The following is a 17054-nucleotide window of genomic DNA, read 5'->3' on the forward strand; positions in this document are numbered from 1 at the left end:
GGGTTCAGGCGAGGTAGGCGCCGGCCAGGTACATGTGCGCGCCGTTGGCGGCGGACAGCCCTTGGACCTTGCGGTTCTTGCCGTACACCTGGCCCTCCCAGCCGGGGATCACATTGGCCGCGGTGTCGTTGACCATCGCCAGGGCGTCGCCGAAGAGCTGCTTCTGCTGCGCCTGGTCGGTGGTCGCGGTCGCCTTGGCGACGAGCTCGTCGAGCTGCGGGTTGGAGAAGTGGGTGATGTTGAGGTCGCCGCCCTTGCCGTACAGCCGGGGGAGGGCCTGCGACACGTGCAGCCGGGCCACGCTGATGCCGATCGCGGGCTTCTTCTTGAAGATGTCGGTGAAGAAGGTGGCGTGCGGCCACGTGATCACGTTGGCGTTGATGCCGCCGGCCTCGGCGGTGCTCTTGAAGCTGACCGCGGTGTCGAGCTTGTCGCCCTCGTAGGCGTAGACGTCGAACCCGAAGGTGCCGCTGACGCCGGCCTCCTTCAGCAGGGCCTTGGCGCGGTCGGGGTCGTAGGGGCGCGGCTGCAGACCGGACGGGAAGAAGGGGTCCGCCGGCGGGATCGGGATGTCCGGCGAGATGATGTCGATGCCGGGCGCCACGACCGACATCATCTTCTTGCGGTCGGCGGCGTACTGCATGGCCTGGATGATCTTCTGGTTGTCGAACGGGGCGGTGTCGCCGAACATGGTCAGGCCGACCCAGCCGCCGTTCTTGAGCATGTACGGCTCGACGTTGCCCTTGAGCAGCAGCGTGTTGGCGCCGGTGATGTTGTCCACGACGTCCTGACTGCCGGAGGTCACCGCCTGCAGCCGGGTGGCGTCCTCCGCGATGACCACGATCTGTACGGCGTCGAGGTACGGCTTGCCGTCCTGCCAGTAGCCGTCGAAGCGGGCGAGCGAGGTCCGCGCGGCGGCGTCGAAGCCGGTCAGCGTGAACGGCCCGGTGCCGTTGCCGGTCTTGAAGTCGGTCGTGCCGTCCTTGACGATGCTGAAGCCGGCCGCCGAGACCAGCACGGGGATGAACGCGTTGGGCTTGGTCAGCGTCAGCTTGACCGTGCTCTGGTCGACCGCCGCGATGCCGGAGGGTTGCAGGTAGGGACCGATCTGCGCCAGGCCGACCGCGGCGAGTGCCGGGTCGAGGATCCGCTTGAACGAGTAGACGACGTCCTGCGCCGTGAGCGGGCTCCCGTCGTGGAACTTCACGCCCTGGCGCAGCTTGAACGTCCACGTGAGCGCGTCGGGGGTGGACTCCCACTCGGTCGCGAGGGCGGGCGTGAGCTGGTAGTTCTCGTCCGCGCGGACCAGCGTGTCGTAGCAGTTGGTCGCGATCAGCAGCGGCATCGTGCCGCTGGCCTTGGCCGGATCGGCGACCTGGGTCGCGTTCCCGGCGGCGACCGCCCAGCGCAGGGAGCCGCCCCGTTTGGGCGTGCCGGCGGCGCCGCTGGACGACGATGACGGCGTGCCGTCGTCACCGCATGCCGAGAGCCCGAAGAGTCCGACACCGAGCGCCGCTCCGGCGCCCGCCTTCAACATCGTCCGCCGATTGATCAGATTCGTCATGGGGGTCTCCGAGCGCTGCAGTTCAAGCGTTGATGGGTGCTGCGCAGGGTCACCCGGCCGCGTGCCGGACGAAGTCCTCGTCGACCGTGATACCGAGACCGGGACCATCCGGAATGGACATCCGACCGGCGGCGAAGGCGAAAGGCTCGCTCGCGAGCCGGGTGCGCATCGGGTTGTCGAACCGGTCCACCTCGAGCAGCGGGGAGTCCGGCCCGGCCAGTTCGGACGGTTCGGGGATGAGGCTGATCGCCTGGAGGGTCGCGGCCAGGAGCACCGCGCCGCCCCACGCGTGCGGTACGCACTGCCGGCCGCGTAACGCCGCGAGATCGGCGACGAACAGCAGCTCGCCGATTCCGCCGCAGATCGCGACGTCGGGCTGGACGATGTCGACCGGCGTGCGGTTGAGGAAGGCGTCGAACGCGCCCCGCGTCTCCAGACCCTCGGCCGCGGCGATGGCGATGTCGAGTCCGCCCAGTTGCTCGTACCCCGGGTACGTCAGGCCGCCGCGGTGCCGGATGAGTGGCTCCTCGAGCCACCGGAAGCGCAGCTGCGCCAGGGCCCGGGCGACCTCACGGGCGCGGGGCACCGCGTAGGCGCCGTTGGCGTCGACCATGAGATCGACCTCGTCGCCGACCAGGCGGCGGACGTTGGCCAGGATCGGCAGCTCGCGGGTGGGCGGGAACCGTCCGATGCGGATCTTGCACGCGGTGAAGCCGGCACGGACGGCCGCAGTGGTCTCGTCCGGCCAGCTGCGCTCGGGGTCGACGCCTTCGACGTAGCCACCGCTGGAGGCGTAGCCGCGGACGGTGTCGCGCCGGCGGCCACCGTAGAGGGCGGAGATGGACACGCCGAGCCGGCGGGCGCGCAGGTCGTCAAGGGCGATCGCGATCGCGCTGAGCGCGAGCTGATCGGCGGTCGCGATCCGGAGCTCGTCGATCAGGGTACGGATGTCGGCGGCGTCCCGCCCGACGAGAAGCTCACCGATCTCCTCGATGGTCGCGGCGACTCCCGCGCGGGCGTAGGTCTCGCCCCAGCCGTCGAGCCCGTCGCCGTCCCGTAATCGGACGAGGATGCTGCGCCGTTCCCGGTATGTGGCGCCGGACGGACCGGCCGCCGCCGTGACGGGTTGGCAGAGCCGGAACACCTCGACCCGCTGGATCGCCATCGGCCCACGCTCCTCGTCGATGAAGTGCCTGGCAGGCCCCTTGATCGCCGAGTATGTTCAACGTCTCTTCGAGGTGTCAATACATTTTCGAATCTCAGCCGCGATCTGTTACATCCTCGGTCACATTCGCGGGACGTCACTCGCCGAGAAGGTTCCGATACAGTGGGATTTCGCCGGGTTCGGCGGTACCGCGGGCTCAGTCGGATTGGCGACGGCGGGCGGGCGCACGCGGCGGCGCGGGTCCGTGCACACTGAACCGGATGACGGCGCCGGCCGTTCGGGTCAGCCGCGGCTACGGGCCGGACGCGGAGCGCCGCACCCGGCGACCAGCCACCACCTCGGCGAGTGTTCGACAACATGCGCCGATTTCGACAATGTGCCGATGTCTCAAGATTCTCCTAGACTGTCAACCATGCCACGCAGTGAAACCCGCGCGGAGCGCATCTACACCAACCTCCGCGGCGACATCCTGACCGGACGACTACTCCCCGGTCAGCGGCTGCCGTTCGCCGAGCTCGGCGCACGCTACGGCACGAGCGTGGGCGTCCTGCGCGAGGCGCTGTCCCGCCTGGTCGAACAGGGCCTCGTGCTGTCGGAGCCGCAGCTCGGCTTCCGGGTCACACAGGTGTCCGAGGAGGACCTGCGCGACCTGACGAGCACGCGCATCGACATCGAGACCCTGTGCCTGCGGCACGCCATCACGCACGGCGACCTCGCCTGGGAGTCACGCCTCGTCGCGGCGTACCACACCCTCGACCGCACGCCCGAGCTCGCGTCGACCCAGCCGCCGACCGTCAACGAGGACTGGGCCGCCGCCCACGCCGCGTTCCACGCGGCCATCCTCGAGGGCTGTCCGAGCCGGCGGCTGCGCGACATCGCCAACTCGTTGCGCGACGCCGCCGAGATCTACCGCCGGTGGTCGCGGCACCTCGGCAGCGAGGACACCCGCGACATCGCCGGCGAGCACCGCGCCCTGCGCGACGCGGTCCTCGCCCGCGACGTCGAGCAAGCCGAGGCCGCACTGACCCGGCACATCTCCTACACCACGCACGCGCTGCTCGCCTCCGCGCCGGGTGACCTGATGACGTCGAACGACGCCACGCCCGCCGGCGCCACGCCCGCCTGACCCGCTCGTCGGCGGGCGGCCCGCAGGCTCGGTGCTGATCACGCGCGACGCGCCGGGGCCGGCCGCCAACGCGGCCGGCCCCGCGCTCGTCACGGCTCGTGGCGGTTCCCCTCGCCACCCGGGCCGTACGGTGAGCGCTGGTCGGGCGGCACCTTGCCGTGGCGCTCCGGCCGGCCGCCGCCGGGCCCGCCGCCGTGTTGCTCGGCGACGTTGGCCGCGCTGTTCTGCACGAGTGGGTCCTTGCCGCTTCGGCGCATCTCGGGTTGCTGGACGTTGGGCACCTGGCGCCTCCTTCGACGACGTCTGCTCCATCCCCCGGCCGGTACCCGCGCGGGGCGCCGGCAAGCAAACGCGCCGGGTCGGACAGGCCCACGCCACCTGGACGACCGGGCACGTCGCAAGCGCCACCGCACCCGGCTGCGGGTGTTGCGCACGTGCGTCGCGCCCGTGACGCGGCCGCCCGGCGGGGCAGCCGCCCGCGAAACGGCCCTCAGATGATGGTGTGCGTCCAGTAGGCGATCCAGAGTACGAACAGCACGACCTGCCCGCAGGCCAGCAGCGCGGCGAGCGCCGCCTCGGCCGCCCGGCGCACCGCCCAGCCGGCCAGCAGCGCGGCGAGCGGGAAGGCCACGAGCAGGTACCGCAGCAGGCTGCGGTACACCGGCGGCCCGATGCTCATCGACATGAGCACGAGCACGACGGTGTACACCGCGTACGCCGGGTGCAGCCGCCGCACCCCGGCAACGGCCAGGGCGAGCACCGTCAGGGCGAGCAGGGTGCGGACCCGGTCCGGCACCGTGGCGCCGCTCAGGCCGTGCCAGATCGTCCACAGCGGGTCGCGTACCTCGATCTGCCACCCGCGCTGCTGCTCGTGCTGGTAGGCGAACCAGTCGCCGACGCGCCAGCGGCTGTAGGCCATGAACGTCAGCCAGCCGGCCGGGACCAGCGCCAGCGGCCAGCCCGCCCGCGCGAGCGCCGCCGGCGCCCGGGGGCCGGGCCGGTGCCCGCGCAGCAGCAACAGCGTCAGCGGGACGAACACCAGGAACCCGAGCGAGCGGCTCAGCGCCAGGAAGTAGCCCGCGACCCCGGCGGCGAGCCACCGCCCGCGCTCGGCGTGGTAGAAGGCCACCACGGCCAGGCACACGAACAGCGACTCGGTCAGCGCGGCGTGGAACAGGAACGCGGCCGGCATGAGCACCAGGAAGCGGGTGGTGCGCCGGGCGGCCCGGTGATCCGGCGGGTCACCCGGCCGCCCGGCGGGGGCGAGCACCAGCAGTGCCCACCGGTACAGGTAGGCCAGCAGCACGACGTAGGCCGCGTCGGCGACGAGCAGCAGCGCCGCCTCCGTGTGGCCGCCGAGCGGGACGGCGACCGCCTCGCCCAGCGCGGGGTACAACAGCGGGAAGCCGAGGTGCTCCCAGTGGCCCCACGGCACCTCGGCGAGGTTGCGGTACTGGAACGAGTCCCAGGCGAACCACATCGAGTACCACTGGTGGGGGGAGATCGCGGCCTGGTCGCGGCGCATCTGCGCCTGGTCCGCCCGCGGCAGGCCCGCGGCGTCGAACACCCGCAGCGCCAGCAGGCCGAGGAGGGTCAGCGCGACCCTGGACACGGCGAACAGCAGCAGCGCGTACCGCCAATGGGGCGGTACCCGCGCGATCCATCTCGCCAGCCGCCCGCGCACCGAGCGCCCGCTACCCGCCCCGGCGCCCGATCGCACCAATGAAACCGGATGTTTGCCGATGGTGAGATGCGAAAGAGAACGGGCCATGGCTGATGGGGAACCGGGGCCGGTCGTGGTCGTGGGGGCCGGGCCGGCGGGGCTGACGGCCGCCCTCGAACTGGCCCGCCGTCGCGTGCCGGTCACGGTGCTGGAGGCGGACGACGAGGTGGGCGGCATCAGCCGTACCGCGCACTGCGACGGCTGGCGCTTCGATATCGGCGGGCACCGGTTCTTCACGAAGGTGCCCCGGGTGGAGGCGCTGTGGCACGAGATCCTGCCGGAGGACGACTTCCTGCGGCGGCCGCGGATGAGCCGCATCCTGTACCGCGGGAAGCTGTTCGACTACCCGTTGCGCCCCGCCAACGCGCTGCGCAACCTCGGGCCGGGCGAGGCGCTGCGCTGCGTCGGCTCCTACCTGCACGCCCAGCTGCGCCCGCCGGCGGATCAGCACACCTTCGCGGGGTGGGTGACGGCGCGGTTCGGCCGGCGGCTGTACGGCATGTTCTTCAAGACGTACACCGAGAAGGTCTGGGGCGTGCCCGCGGCCGGCCTCCCGGCCGACTGGGCGGCGCAGCGGATCAAGACCCTGTCGCTGGGCCGCGCCGCGCTCAGCGCGCTGCTGCCCCGGTCGCGCCGGCTGCGCACGACCAGCCTGATCGAGGAGTTCCAGTACCCGAAGCTCGGTCCCGGCATGATGTGGCAGCGCTGCGCCGAGCTGGTGGGCGAGCTGGGCGGCACCGTCCGCACCGGCGCGGCGGTGACCCGGATCCGCCGCGACCCGGGTGCCGCCCGGGCGATCGCCGTCGAGGTCGGCCGGGACCCGCAGGAGCGCTACGCCCTGCCGGCGGACGAGATCATCTCCACCATGCCCATCTCCGAGCTGGTGCTGGGGCTCGACCCGCCGGCCCCGGCCGAGGTGCGCGCGTGCGCCGCGGCGCTCAAGCACCGGGACTTCCTGACGGTCGCGCTCGTGGTACCGCAGCGCTTCTCGTTCCCCGACACCTGGATCTACGTGCACGACCCCGGCGTGCGGGTGGGCCGGATCCAGAACTTCGGCTCGTGGTCGCCCTACCTCGTCCGCGACGGGCGGACCTGCCTCGGGCTGGAGTATTTCGTGTTCGAGGACGACGAGCTGTGGCGCAGCGCCGACGCCGACCTCGTGGCACTGGCCGAGGCGGAGCTGCGGCGGCTGGGCCTCGTCGCGGCGGGGTGCGTCGAGCGCGGCTTCGTGGTGCGGATGCCCAAGGCGTACCCGGTGTACGACGAGGCGTACCACGCCAACCTCGGCGTCGTGCGGCGCTGGCTGGCCGAGGCGGTGCCCAACGTGCACCCGGTGGGACGCAACGGCATGCACCGGTACAACAACCAGGACCACTCGATGCTCACCGCCATGCTGACCGTGGAGAACATCCTCGACGGCGCCGGGCACGACGTGTGGTCGGTCAACGTCGACGACGACTACCAGGAGGAGCACCGCGCCGGCCGCCCGGCCGGGACGGGCCGCGACGCGCCCGTGGTGCCCACCGCGAGCGGCGGCGGGCGGCGCTGAGGGGCTACCGGCGGGCGCAGCCGCGGCGGTGGCAACAACGGAGCGCGTAGCGCGTAGGCTACGAGGTGTTGCCGGAGGTCCTCGCTGGCAGGCACTCCGCTCCGCTTGATGCTCGTCCGACCCGCGGGCAGCGGGCGTCGCTCGCCTTCTATCGTTTGCATTGGAGCCGAACATGACCGATGAGGCCGCTTCCCCGGACGTCTCCAAGGTGCACAGGCCGAACGAGTCGCCGTTCCTGGCGGTGCCGCAGGTGCCGGAGCATTCCGCTCAGCAGCCGCCCCTGCCCCCGCCCGACGAGAGTGAGGCCGCCCGGAGCCGGCGGCGGGCACCGTTCGACGTCGGACCCGGCGACGTGTCAGCGACTGCCGGATGAGTCTGCCCGGCCGCCTGCTTCCGGCGTCTGCTGGCTTCCTCGAGCGGTCGTGACGGGTCCCGTGGCGCGCCGCGCGACGGCACCGCGCGGTGCGCTCGCGGAGAATACCCGCCCGTCGGACACGGCGGTCGTGCCGTCACACCCACGACCCTGACGTGCTGCAATACTGTGGCACGGTCGACGAGATGGTCGACGGCAGGCGCACCGCCGCCAAGTGCACACGACAGCAAAGCGCTGGCACGAACCAGCTGCCGTGCGTCGCCGGGAGGACGGGAGCCGCAGTGCCGAAGATCCAAGCCTCGACCGTCGCCGAGCACCGGGCTACGCAGCGCGCCGCACTCCTGGACGCCGCCCGCGCCCTGCTGTCACAGCATCCCGACCAGATCCCCAGCCTCGCCGACGTCGCCCAGCACGCCGGGCTCGCCCGCTCCAGCGCCTATTCGTACTTCAAGTCCCGCACCGACATGTTCGACGCCCTGGTCACCGACACGTTTCCCCGCTGGGCGGCCTACGTCGGCAAACACATGGACGCCGTCACCACCCCCGGCGAGAAGATCCTGACCTACGTCGAGGCCAACCTGCAGCTGGTCGCCCGCGGCGATCACGCACTGGTCCGGGCGCTTGCGGGCATCGGCAGCAGCGAAGCCCTCGCCGCCTCCAGCCGGCACCTGCACGACAGCCTCCAGGTCCCGCTGCAGGCCGCACTCGCCGAGCACGGAGCAGCCCACCCCGAACGCACGGCGGAACTGATCCAGTCGATCGTCTACACCCTCAGCCGCATGATCGAGAACGGGCTGTCACTGCGCGCCGCCACCAGCCTCGCCCGTGACCTGCTCGGCCCTTACGTGAAACTCGCGAATTGACCCACGCTCTTACCGACACAATGTCGGTAAGATGCTGAGGTGAGCATCCCTCAAGCCGACCCGAATCCGCACACAACGCCCGGCGCCGGCGAGCCGGCCGCGCCGCCGTCCAGCGGGTCGGACGCACCGGCGCCCCCGGAACACATCGACAAGCGCGGCTGGCTCGCGTTGGCCTGCATCGCCCTCGGCGTATCAATCGTGATCATGGACGCCACGATCGTCAACGTCGCGCTCCCCGTCGTCATCAAAGACCTCGGACTCACCGCCGCCGACGCGCAATGGATCAACGCCGCCTACTCGCTCGTCTTCGCCGCCCTGCTGCTGACCCTCGGCCGCCTCGGCGATCTGCGCGGCCGGCGCCGGCTGTTCCTCTCCGGCATGATCCTGTTCATGGCCGCCTCGGCGGTCGCCGGAGCCAGCACCACCGCACCCATGCTCATCGGATCCCGACTCGCCCAGGGCCTCGGCGCCGCCATGATCGTGCCCAGCACCCTGTCCACCCTCAACGCCATGTTCTCCGGCCGCGCCCGCACCATCGCGTTCGCCGTCTGGGGATCGGCCATCGGTGGCATGGCCGCCATCGGCCCCCTCATCGGCGGCTGGCTGGCCGCCGACGCCTCCTGGCGATGGGCGTTCTGGCTCAACATCCCGATCGGACTGCTCATCGTCATCGGCATCATCCGCGCCGTCCCCGAAACCCGCGACACGGCGACCGCACCGGGCGGCGACCCTGTCGGTGTGGCCCTGTCGGCCCTCGGGATGGGTGCCATCGTCTTCGCCCTCATCGAAGGCCAATGGTTCGGTTGGTGGCGGCAGGACAACGGCTCGATCTCACCGGTAGCCCTCGCGTTGACCGCCGGCATCGTGCTCATCGTGGCGTTCATCGCCTACGAACGCCGCCGCGCAGCTGCCGGCCGCCCCGCACTCATCGACCTACGCCTGTTCACCTTGCGCAGCTTCCGCTCCGGTGTCATCGCCGCGATGATCGTGGCCCTCGGCGAGTTCGGCCTGCTGTTTACCCTGCCGCTACTCCTGCAAGGCAGCCTCGGCTACAGCGCGCTGGGCACCGGCGGCGTCATCGTCGCCCTCGCCCTGGGCACCTTCCTCATATCCGGCATGCTTCCGCGGCTGTCGACCCGCATGTCACGCCGAGCCATCGTCCAGACCGGACTCGCACTCGAAGCCCTCGCCGTCGCCGCCCTCGCCCTGACCGTCTCCACCACGATCCCCACCTGGCTGATCTGCGCCCTGCTGTTCCTCTACGGCATCGGGGTCGGCATGGCCACCGCCCAGCTGACCGCGCTGCTGCTGTCAGACGTCCCACCCCGGCAAAGCGGCCAAGCCTCCGGCATCCAGAGCACCATCCGCCAACTCGGCTCCGCCCTCGGCGTCGCCGCCCTCGGCGGACTACTCATCAACCAGCTCACCAACGCCACCCAGCACAACCTGGCGGCCCTGCAACTACCCGCAACCACGACCGACGCGCTCACCACCGCCGTCAGCCAGAGCGCCGGAACCGCCATCGCCGAGCTCCAAACCTCACCCGAGCGCCACGACATCGCCCAAGCCGCGACCAACGCGATGATCACCGCCAGTCAGACCACCCTCTGGATCGCGGCCGCCACCCTCTGCGTCGGGCTGCTCCTCACCCTCAGTCTTCCCAGAACACCCACACCGTGAGGCTGAAGGGAGGCGATCCGCCCACGCAGTCCTACCACCACTGACCCCCTGGAATGGACCGTCTCGGCGATGCTCGAGCTGAGCCGGTCCCGGTCAACTGGCCGGCTCACAACCAGTCCAGCCACGGAGTGTCATGCCAGGGCTGCAGTTCCTGGGCGGGCAGCCGCGACGCCACCCGCCGCGCCTGGCCGCTGGCGCGGTCGACCCGCAACCAGCCGCCGCTGATCTGGATGAAGATCTCCTTGCGGTCCGGCGAGATGAACATCTGCTTCACCGCGGTCGTCGAGGGCGGCATGACCTGTTCGAGGGTGACCACCTTCGCCGCCAGGTCGACCCTGGCGACCGCCACGTTGCCCCATGGCTCGGCCCAGCCGTCCTCCGGCAGGTCCAGCGGCAGCGTCGCGGTGCACAGCACCATCGTGTGGTCGAACGGGAACCTGCACACGTAGGAGACCGGCCGGCCCGCCCCGTCGTGGCCGGAGATGTCGATCGTCCCGGCCCGCCGGCTGCTCGCGGTCATGGTGCTGTGCGACTCGGCCAGGCCCGTGACGGTGACGTCGCCGGTGACGAGGGAGTCCACGGTCGCCTCCGCGCGTAGCGTCTGCGGCTGCGCGGGGTCCAGCGAGACCTGCGGGTTGCCCTGCGGCTCGTCGCCGGACTCGGCCCAGAACCGGCCCTCGCGGTACTCGATGAACCCGTAACAGCCGTCGCCGGGCCTCGGGTGCTGCGCGACCTTGGTGAACTGGTGCCCGGCCCAGCGGAAGACGAGCAGGCTGCAGTGGTCTTCGCCGACGGCCGAGCCACCGTCGGCCGAGACCGTCAGCCCGACCAGGCCCTCCCCGCCGATGACCTGGGCCTGGTACACGGTGTGGCCGTCGTCCGGGTCGTAGACGCTCACACTGTCGTTTTCCCAGTCGAACCAGACCAGGCCGGCGGGCAGACGGGGAACGTCCGGTCCCGGCGGCACGGGGCTGCTGCCGGGCGATGCCGGCCGGCTCGTCTGCGGCTCGGCCGGTAGTCGATTGTTCGTGCAACCGGCCAGGCACAGGACGCCGCTCAACATCAAGATGCCGGCCACCCGCAACACCTGCGGGGCGGCGAACCGAGTGTCACTCATGGTTCGTGGACCTCCTCGTCTTGCTCGGGGCCGGGGTATGGGCGCGAGGGTCGCTCGGAACCGGCCGTCGGCGCGGGCCCGGGCGGTGCGTCGCGTACGGTTCCACGCGATCGTCCCGGCCGGCCAGGGGCATTCGTCCCGGCAGGCCAGGACACCGGTGCCGGTCCGGCGAGGCGAAGGTCGGCGACCGCGGCCGCCCCTGCAACGAGGAATGGTCGGGGGAGCCCGCGACGCTCGCCGTGCGCTACCCGGCCGAATCCCCACCGCCGAGCGAGCGCTGCGGTGCGCAACTGACCGTCACGCGGGGTGGGCTCATGGCCGGGCGCTGACCTCAAGGGCTGGTGTGCACTCGTGTCGCGAAGGGAGTCCGCACGGTGGTGCTCCAGGTATCGGGCCAGAGCGGTACGAGGCGGCCGCGGGTGTCGTAGAACAGGTACTGCCGAAGGTGCGGAGGTGCGGCCAATGCGCTTCGCACCTTGGCCAAGTCGCCGGCACCGACACGAAGCGGCTGAGTGGCGAGCAGGTTGCGAAGTTCGGAGAACGGCCATGCCATTCCCAGCAGGCGACGAAGTTCGACCAGGAGCCGCACGCCGTCCTGCGGGACCCGATCAACGTAGACGTCGACAACGACTGGCCGGTCCACGCGACCGGGCAGGTCGAGGACGGGACAGCCGGACAGCCGCATGCCCGCGGCGACGCGTGCCGACTCGTCGTCGTCGCAGATGAGCATGGCCGTGGAGGTGATCTGGTTGAACGGCAGGAAAGTGCCGTGGCCACTGTCCAGCAGCACCCATCCGGGCTCGGTCTCCCAGAACTCGCCGGCGCCGTCCTGGCAGACGCCATCGGCAAAGCCGCGCCGATAGGCTCGTGGGCCGCGCGCCCTCCCACCGGAACTCGGATCCGATCCATCCCACCCGGTAACACGCCATGATCGTGCATATCTGCGGTCTCCGCCCCATCGAGGGCGGCTCGATCAGGCGCACGCACATGGCCGCCGTTGGTGCGCGATGGCAGGCCCAAGCTCGTCGCCGGCGGTGACCAGCGAGGCGAGGCCGAAGCTTCCTGTCGTGCCGATGTGTGGAAACGTGATCACGCCCGGCAATGCCGCTGCCACGGATCACCTCGGTCAGCATGACGCCAGATCCACTGCGATCCGGCCTGTGTCGTGCCACCCGCCGTTGCCACACCGGCGCGCGCGCCGTTCGGGGCGCTTTCGTCGAAGCAGGTTGCGGCCGGAGCGCGAGCGGAGTTGGTCAATATGCACTGACGGATGACCCTCGAACGTCGAGTCAGTCGGTCACTCTCGCCGCATTGCCCCGTTCCCAGCCGGTGGCGCTCACCGTGCGCTGTGCGGCGGACAGTGTGGACTGCGCCCAGGTGCCGTCCGGTCCGGCGGTCGCGAGCGAACCTTCGCCGATCCCGGTCAGGTTCCGTAGCGTGGGGTGGCGCCGGACCAGGTTGCCCAGGTAACTGGTGCACAGGTCATCGGCGTCGTAGCCTCGCTCGTCGAGAACGTCGAACACGTCGTCGTCAAACACCACGAGCGTCGGCGTTCGGTGCCCGTCGAGGACCGAACGTGTGGTCAAGGCCCAGCTGTCGGTTCGACCGGCAGTGGAAAGTCGTCGGCGAATTCGGCGAGGAGTCGCCAACTCCCGGCAGGGTGTTGGTCAACCGGCAGCCAGGCGAATGCCTGCCGGGTCCGGCTGCTGGCGGTGGCGTGCTCGTCCCATGGCCAGCGGCCTGTCGTGTCGGGCCACACAAGTTGCCAAACCGGGACCGGCCAACCGCGGTAGAAGCGGTCGGCGGTACCGAAGAATGCCTCGCGCCACGACTCGTCCACCGGACGCAGCTGGGTATCGACGCCGTCGATGACGCCCGGGAAGGATGACCCCGCGTTTGGCCAGCCCCGGCTCCGGACGTGAGCGACGCAGGTGTTGAGCCAATGCTGCATGCCTTCGCCGTCCAACCCGAACATCGCCAGCTCCGGCAGCCGGAACGTGTGCCACAGCCCGACCGTGTAGGCAAAGTCGAAGGTGCCTGGGACCCGCAGCACGCACCAGCCGTGCTGCTCCACGGCCGCGACCAACCCCGCGTCTCGATCTCCTGACGCGCTCGCGCAGACCACGCAACGGCACGGTTCCTCTGCCATCCAATGATCATAGGCAGCGACACGGGCGGCTTATGCGCACCTGAACCGTCAGCCCAACGCGCACATCTGCCGTTGCGGCCGCGCCGCTGCTGTTCATGGCGATGCTCCCCTTGCTGTAGGTCGCGTCACGTCGTGCCGACCAACGATTAACCACTCGGCATACCAGTTCATCGCGATGCACGCGTCATGGTGGCGTAGATGACGTTCGACAACTGTGGATGGATCTGTATGGTTGCCGTCATCAAGGGCGGTCAGAGCCTCACTTACGTACAGGCTCGTGGTGATTTGTTGGACCTCATCTGCTTCGCTTCGCGGCCGCCCTTCAGCCTGCGGGCGGTTTCGCGCGGGCACGCACGCCGGGGGACAAGCTGGGGGCGAACCTGCGCACCCTCCCCGAGGTCTCCGTGACCGCTTGATCCGCCGACCGCGCTCACCAACGCGGAGTAGCGGCAGCCCACAGACGGCACAGCGTAGAACGGTGGGCTCCGGCCTGACCGGTCACCCGATCAGGCCAGAGCCTCCGATCACGCGGCCGGCGTGCAGGTGTAGGCCGTCTGCTTGTAAAGCGTCATGCAGGCGGCGGCCGTGATGTTCATGTCATTGACCATGAACGTGTAGTTGTCCGTGCCGCTGTTGATGTGCGCGGTCTCTTGTTCGCCGTTGCTGTTGCGCACCCACAGGAAATCGTGGACGTTCCCGTCGACCTCGCGTGCCCACACCGCGCGGCAGGACGGGCTGTACCTCAGCTGGATGGTCGCGCCGTCGTGCGAGCGCTCCTTCAGTGTCATGGCATCGCCGAAGCAGAACGTGTCCTTCGGGTCGAGACCGGTGCAGGTCGCGCCTTGGCAACGCTGCAGGTCCGCGGTCGCCGCCTCGGCAGGGGTGGCTACCGCCAGCCCGGCCATCACGGCACCGACCGCCAGCGCCACCACCATCGTTGCGGGCCGGACCCGACCTGCGTGCAATGCCCGTAGGGGCGCCATGGTTGTCACCTTTCCTTCACGCGTCTTCCTGCTCATGTGCCGACTCCCTCTCATGTACGTGTGCGCAGCGAATTCGCCCTCACCGGCATGTGCCTCGAGCAGTGACGAGGGCCTTCGACGGCTGTTGACGGCCCCGCGGGGCGATCGGATTCGATCTTGTAAGGGCGGTCGGCGAATGGACGTCCCGCCGACCGGGTGTTGCGGGGGTCGAACTACTCGTCAGCGAAAACCTGGCGTCAGGACGTGCTGGGCACGTAGTTGTAGCAGTAGTTGTGCCCGCCGTAATACGACCCGTCGTACTTGAGGACCTGGTCGCCGGTCTTCGGTCCGACGATGTGGTCGACCGGTAGGTGAGTGGTGCTCTGGAACCAGGCGACCCAGTCGTACGTGCCCTTGCCGAACTGGCCGTCCTGGGCGAGCGGCCGGCCCAGCCCGTGGGCCTGCGCGAGATTGTTCACCGCCAATTGGACGCACCACACGCCGTGGGGGTTCGGCACCGCGTACTGGATCCAGGGCAGACCCGGTTTCGCCTGCGCGGCGCTCGCCATTCCGAGTAGTGCGACCATCGCCGCGACCGTCACGGCCGCACCGCGGACCGCGGTTCTTCCGACGCGATTCGCGGTCATCCGTACCTTCTGGAGCTTCATGAGATCCCTTCGTTTGTTTGGAGGCGGCGCTGGGGTTAGATGCGCCGCCCGGCTCTTGTGATGTCCAAGGTGCACGGTCGGCCGAGCTTGAGGTAGATCTGGCGGGCAATGCGGGCCAGGACGGGACGTCCAACGCTCTGACCTGCTGTGATGCGTCCACGGGTGATGCATCCCTGGGACGGTGCACGGCCGTCCCGACCGCCTCGGGAGCCCTCGGGACCGCCGGGTGTTCACGTGACGCATCGTGGTTGACTGCCACTCATTCATTGGTATCCTGCAATGGATGAGTGGCAGGATCGCTTGAGCGGACATCCATTCCTCACGAGATCGCCGAAGCGCGGTGATGGTAAGCGGGGATCACGTGGCTAAATGGAAACCGTTGCCCGACGGTCTCGACCCGCAGATACAACAGCTGGTCGTCCGTCTACGTGAACTCAAGGATCAGGCAGGGATCAGCACGGCGACACTCGCCCGGAAGACGGCCTATAGCAGGTCCTCCTGGGAGCGGTATCTCAATGCGGCGGTGCTGCCGCCGCGTCAGGCGGTTGAAGCGTTGGGCCAGCTGTCTGGAGCCGACCCAACACGGCTGCTGGCCCTCTGGGAACTCGCCGAGCACGCCCAGGAAGAAGCCGAACACCCCCAGGAAGAACACGATCCGGCCCATGGCGCCGCGCCGGCGGCTTCTGGCGTTCCCACAGCGGCGCCTCGATGGCGACGCCCGCGGATAGTCGCGGCAGCAGCGGGGATCACGGTTGTGGCCGCGGTCGGCGTCACGGTGTGGCTGCGCGTCGGACACCAGTCCCCCTCGCCTCAGCCCTCGCCGGTTGCGCAGCCGACGAGCTACGCCTGCGACTACGCCACACGCGACGGCCGCCTCTACGCCGGCCACAGCACGACCTCGGATCGCCTCGTCGCCCTCAACGGTGGAAGCCAGGACGTGGTCGAGGTGCAGTGCCTGCTCAAACACCGCGGCCTCGACCCGGGGCGCATCGACGGGCTCTTCGGGAAAGGCACCGAACAGGCCGTCACGCAGCTGCAGAGCGCGAATGGGCTGGTGGCCGACGGGATCGTGGGACCGCAGACATGGGCCCTGCTCCGCACATGACCGGCCGATGGCGACCGCTGCCCGACTCGCTCGAACCGGAGGTCGCCTACCTGGTCCAACTGCTGCGGCAGCTCAAAGACCGCTCCGGCCTCAGCCTGGCGGCGCTGGCAGCGAAGACGACCTACAGCAAGTCGTCATGGGAGCGGTACCTCAACGCAAGGACGCCGCCGCCCCGGCCCGCGGTCGAGGCACTCGCGCGACTCACGGGAGAGCCCGTCGACCGGCTGGTCGCGCTGTGGGAGCGGGCCGAAGTGCGCTGGAGCGGACGCGCCGAGCAGGCCCCTCCGGCGACGAGCACGCCCCAACCGGCGACCGGTGTCACCGACGAAGCCGCCGGGGCCGCCCAACCCCTTCCCCGCGCTCGGGGCTGGCTGCTCGCCGCGGCCGCGGTGTGTGTGCTGATCGGGATCCTTGTCGCGCTGGCCACCCCTCTGGGCATCACCGGCCCACCCGACTCTCCGGCAGCATCCGCGCAACTGCCCATCATGGTTGGTTGCCACGGCGCCGCGTGCGCCGGCCGCAGCGCCTACGACATGGCCTGCGACGTCGACGCCGCGTCATTCGCGGACCTGCAGGTGGGGCCCGCCTACGTGGAGCTGCGGATCAGTGACCGGTGCGCTGCGGCGTGGGCGCGGATCTCGCATTCCGCTCTCGGAGACCAGGTGCAAGTGGTTGCCCAAGACGGCCGGGCCGAGGCGCTCACCGTGTCCGACACCGCCTCCACCGACCGTTACCTCCCCACCCGCATGATCCCCATCGACCGGCACTCCCACGTGCGGGCCTGCATCCAGCCCGCCAGCGGGACACGCCACTGCTCCCCATGGGGTACCGACCACCCTGTCCCCGTACCGCCACGCACCCACACGGCCAGTCCGCCCGCGGAATCAATACCCGCAGCAGCACGCGAACGCAGGACGCCGAGCGGCTCGGCGTGATGGACGTGCGCCGCGGCCTGGCACGTCTGCGGCAGCTTCGGTAAGCACCGAAGCTGTGCGTGGTCACAGTGAAAT

The 17054-nt window shown here is 70.2% G+C and carries 16 protein-coding genes; 6 read left to right on the plus strand and 10 right to left on the minus strand.

Annotated features, from left to right (window positions below):
* Positions 1 to 4: 4 nt before the first annotated feature.
* Positions 5 to 1564, minus strand: a complete 1560-nt coding sequence (locus ACQP1P_RS15425) for an ABC transporter substrate-binding protein (RefSeq protein ID WP_433087265.1) — start codon at positions 1562 to 1564, stop codon at positions 5 to 7.
* Between the two features lie 49 nt (positions 1565 to 1613).
* On the minus strand, positions 1614 to 2729 hold the full coding sequence (locus tag ACQP1P_RS15430) for a mandelate racemase/muconate lactonizing enzyme family protein (protein ID WP_433087267.1): 1116 nt from the start codon (positions 2727 to 2729) through the stop codon (positions 1614 to 1616).
* Positions 2730 to 3141: 412 nt separating this feature from the next.
* On the opposite strand from ACQP1P_RS15430, the gene ACQP1P_RS15435 reads away from it, so the two are divergent.
* Entirely contained in the window at positions 3142 to 3855 is a 714-nt protein-coding gene (locus ACQP1P_RS15435; protein WP_433087269.1) for a GntR family transcriptional regulator, read from the plus strand.
* Between the two features lie 89 nt (positions 3856 to 3944).
* Here ACQP1P_RS15435 and ACQP1P_RS15440 read toward each other — a convergent pair whose 3' ends face one another.
* Positions 3945 to 4136: a hypothetical protein gene (locus ACQP1P_RS15440; protein ID WP_433087271.1), complete on the minus strand. Its 192-nt coding sequence runs from the start codon at positions 4134 to 4136 to the stop codon at positions 3945 to 3947.
* Positions 4137 to 4345: 209 nt separating this feature from the next.
* Complete coding sequence (locus tag ACQP1P_RS15445) at positions 4346 to 5539, minus strand: hypothetical protein (protein WP_433087273.1); 1194 nt, start codon at positions 5537 to 5539, stop codon at positions 4346 to 4348.
* Positions 5540 to 5624: 85 nt separating this feature from the next.
* Between ACQP1P_RS15445 and ACQP1P_RS15450 the strand changes: the two genes are divergently transcribed.
* The 3 genes from ACQP1P_RS15450 (at position 5625) to ACQP1P_RS15460 (ending at position 10043) form a co-directional block, all read left to right on the plus strand.
* Entirely contained in the window at positions 5625 to 7127 is a 1503-nt protein-coding gene (locus ACQP1P_RS15450; protein WP_433087275.1) for an NAD(P)/FAD-dependent oxidoreductase, read from the plus strand.
* A 528-nt stretch (positions 7128 to 7655) separates the two neighbouring features.
* Positions 7656 to 8363 (plus strand): TetR/AcrR family transcriptional regulator, encoded by a 708-nt coding sequence (locus tag ACQP1P_RS15455; protein WP_433087277.1) that lies wholly within the window; start codon positions 7656 to 7658, stop codon positions 8361 to 8363.
* 39 nt (positions 8364 to 8402) lie between these two features.
* Positions 8403 to 10043, plus strand: a complete 1641-nt coding sequence (locus tag ACQP1P_RS15460; RefSeq protein WP_433087279.1) for a DHA2 family efflux MFS transporter permease subunit — start codon at positions 8403 to 8405, stop codon at positions 10041 to 10043.
* Between the two features lie 106 nt (positions 10044 to 10149).
* Here ACQP1P_RS15460 and ACQP1P_RS15465 read toward each other — a convergent pair whose 3' ends face one another.
* The 6 genes from ACQP1P_RS15465 to ACQP1P_RS15490 all read right to left on the minus strand — a co-directional run bounded on the left by ACQP1P_RS15465 (position 10150) and on the right by ACQP1P_RS15490 (position 14858).
* Positions 10150 to 11160 carry a hypothetical protein gene (locus ACQP1P_RS15465; RefSeq protein WP_433087281.1) on the minus strand — a complete coding sequence of 337 codons (1011 nt, stop codon included), beginning with the start codon at positions 11158 to 11160 and terminating at the stop codon, positions 10150 to 10152.
* Between the two features lie 331 nt (positions 11161 to 11491).
* Positions 11492 to 11950 (minus strand): hypothetical protein, encoded by a 459-nt coding sequence (locus ACQP1P_RS15470; protein ID WP_433087283.1) that lies wholly within the window; start codon positions 11948 to 11950, stop codon positions 11492 to 11494.
* A gap of 499 nt (positions 11951 to 12449) precedes the next feature.
* Positions 12450 to 12746 carry a hypothetical protein gene (locus tag ACQP1P_RS15475; RefSeq protein WP_433087285.1) on the minus strand — a complete coding sequence of 99 codons (297 nt, stop codon included), beginning with the start codon at positions 12744 to 12746 and terminating at the stop codon, positions 12450 to 12452.
* The gene (locus ACQP1P_RS15480) at positions 12743 to 13309 is read right to left on the minus strand and encodes a DUF4262 domain-containing protein (protein WP_433087287.1); all 567 of its coding nucleotides are present in this window, start codon (positions 13307 to 13309) and stop codon (positions 12743 to 12745) included. Before ACQP1P_RS15480 ends, ACQP1P_RS15475 begins: the two co-directional genes overlap by 4 nt.
* A gap of 524 nt (positions 13310 to 13833) precedes the next feature.
* Entirely contained in the window at positions 13834 to 14328 is a 495-nt protein-coding gene (locus ACQP1P_RS15485; protein ID WP_433087289.1) for a DUF2690 domain-containing protein, read from the minus strand.
* Between the two features lie 200 nt (positions 14329 to 14528).
* On the minus strand, positions 14529 to 14858 hold the full coding sequence (locus ACQP1P_RS15490; RefSeq protein ID WP_433087291.1) for a peptidoglycan-binding domain-containing protein: 330 nt from the start codon (positions 14856 to 14858) through the stop codon (positions 14529 to 14531).
* 442 nt (positions 14859 to 15300) lie between these two features.
* On the opposite strand from ACQP1P_RS15490, the gene ACQP1P_RS15495 reads away from it, so the two are divergent.
* Complete coding sequence (locus ACQP1P_RS15495) at positions 15301 to 16044, plus strand: peptidoglycan-binding protein (RefSeq protein ID WP_433087293.1); 744 nt, start codon at positions 15301 to 15303, stop codon at positions 16042 to 16044.
* Positions 16041 to 16979: a helix-turn-helix domain-containing protein gene (locus ACQP1P_RS15500; protein WP_433087295.1), complete on the plus strand. Its 939-nt coding sequence runs from the start codon at positions 16041 to 16043 to the stop codon at positions 16977 to 16979. The genes ACQP1P_RS15495 and ACQP1P_RS15500 overlap by 4 nt, the downstream gene beginning before the upstream one ends.
* The last annotated feature ends 75 nt before the right edge of the window (positions 16980 to 17054 follow it).

Origin of the sequence: Dactylosporangium sp. CA-052675 (genome assembly GCF_050947935.1) — a bacterium.
Taxonomy (GTDB): Bacteria; Actinomycetota; Actinomycetes; order Mycobacteriales; family Micromonosporaceae; genus Dactylosporangium.

Coding starts and splice junctions, on each gene's coding strand:
- ACQP1P_RS15480 (WP_433087287.1), bottom strand. CDS start 13,309: ATGGCAGAGGAACCGTGCCGTTGCGTGGTCTGCGCGAGCGCGTCAGGA.
- ACQP1P_RS15465 (WP_433087281.1), bottom strand. CDS start 11,160: ATGAGTGACACTCGGTTCGCCGCCCCGCAGGTGTTGCGGGTGGCCGGC.
- ACQP1P_RS15435 (WP_433087269.1), top strand. CDS start 3,142: ATGCCACGCAGTGAAACCCGCGCGGAGCGCATCTACACCAACCTCCGC.
- ACQP1P_RS15450 (WP_433087275.1), top strand. CDS start 5,625: ATGGCTGATGGGGAACCGGGGCCGGTCGTGGTCGTGGGGGCCGGGCCG.
- ACQP1P_RS15500 (WP_433087295.1), top strand. CDS start 16,041: ATGACCGGCCGATGGCGACCGCTGCCCGACTCGCTCGAACCGGAGGTC.
- ACQP1P_RS15490 (WP_433087291.1), bottom strand. CDS start 14,858: ATGGTCGCACTACTCGGAATGGCGAGCGCCGCGCAGGCGAAACCGGGT.
- ACQP1P_RS15425 (WP_433087265.1), bottom strand. CDS start 1,564: ATGACGAATCTGATCAATCGGCGGACGATGTTGAAGGCGGGCGCCGGA.
- ACQP1P_RS15430 (WP_433087267.1), bottom strand. CDS start 2,729: ATGGCGATCCAGCGGGTCGAGGTGTTCCGGCTCTGCCAACCCGTCACG.
- ACQP1P_RS15485 (WP_433087289.1), bottom strand. CDS start 14,328: ATGAGCAGGAAGACGCGTGAAGGAAAGGTGACAACCATGGCGCCCCTA.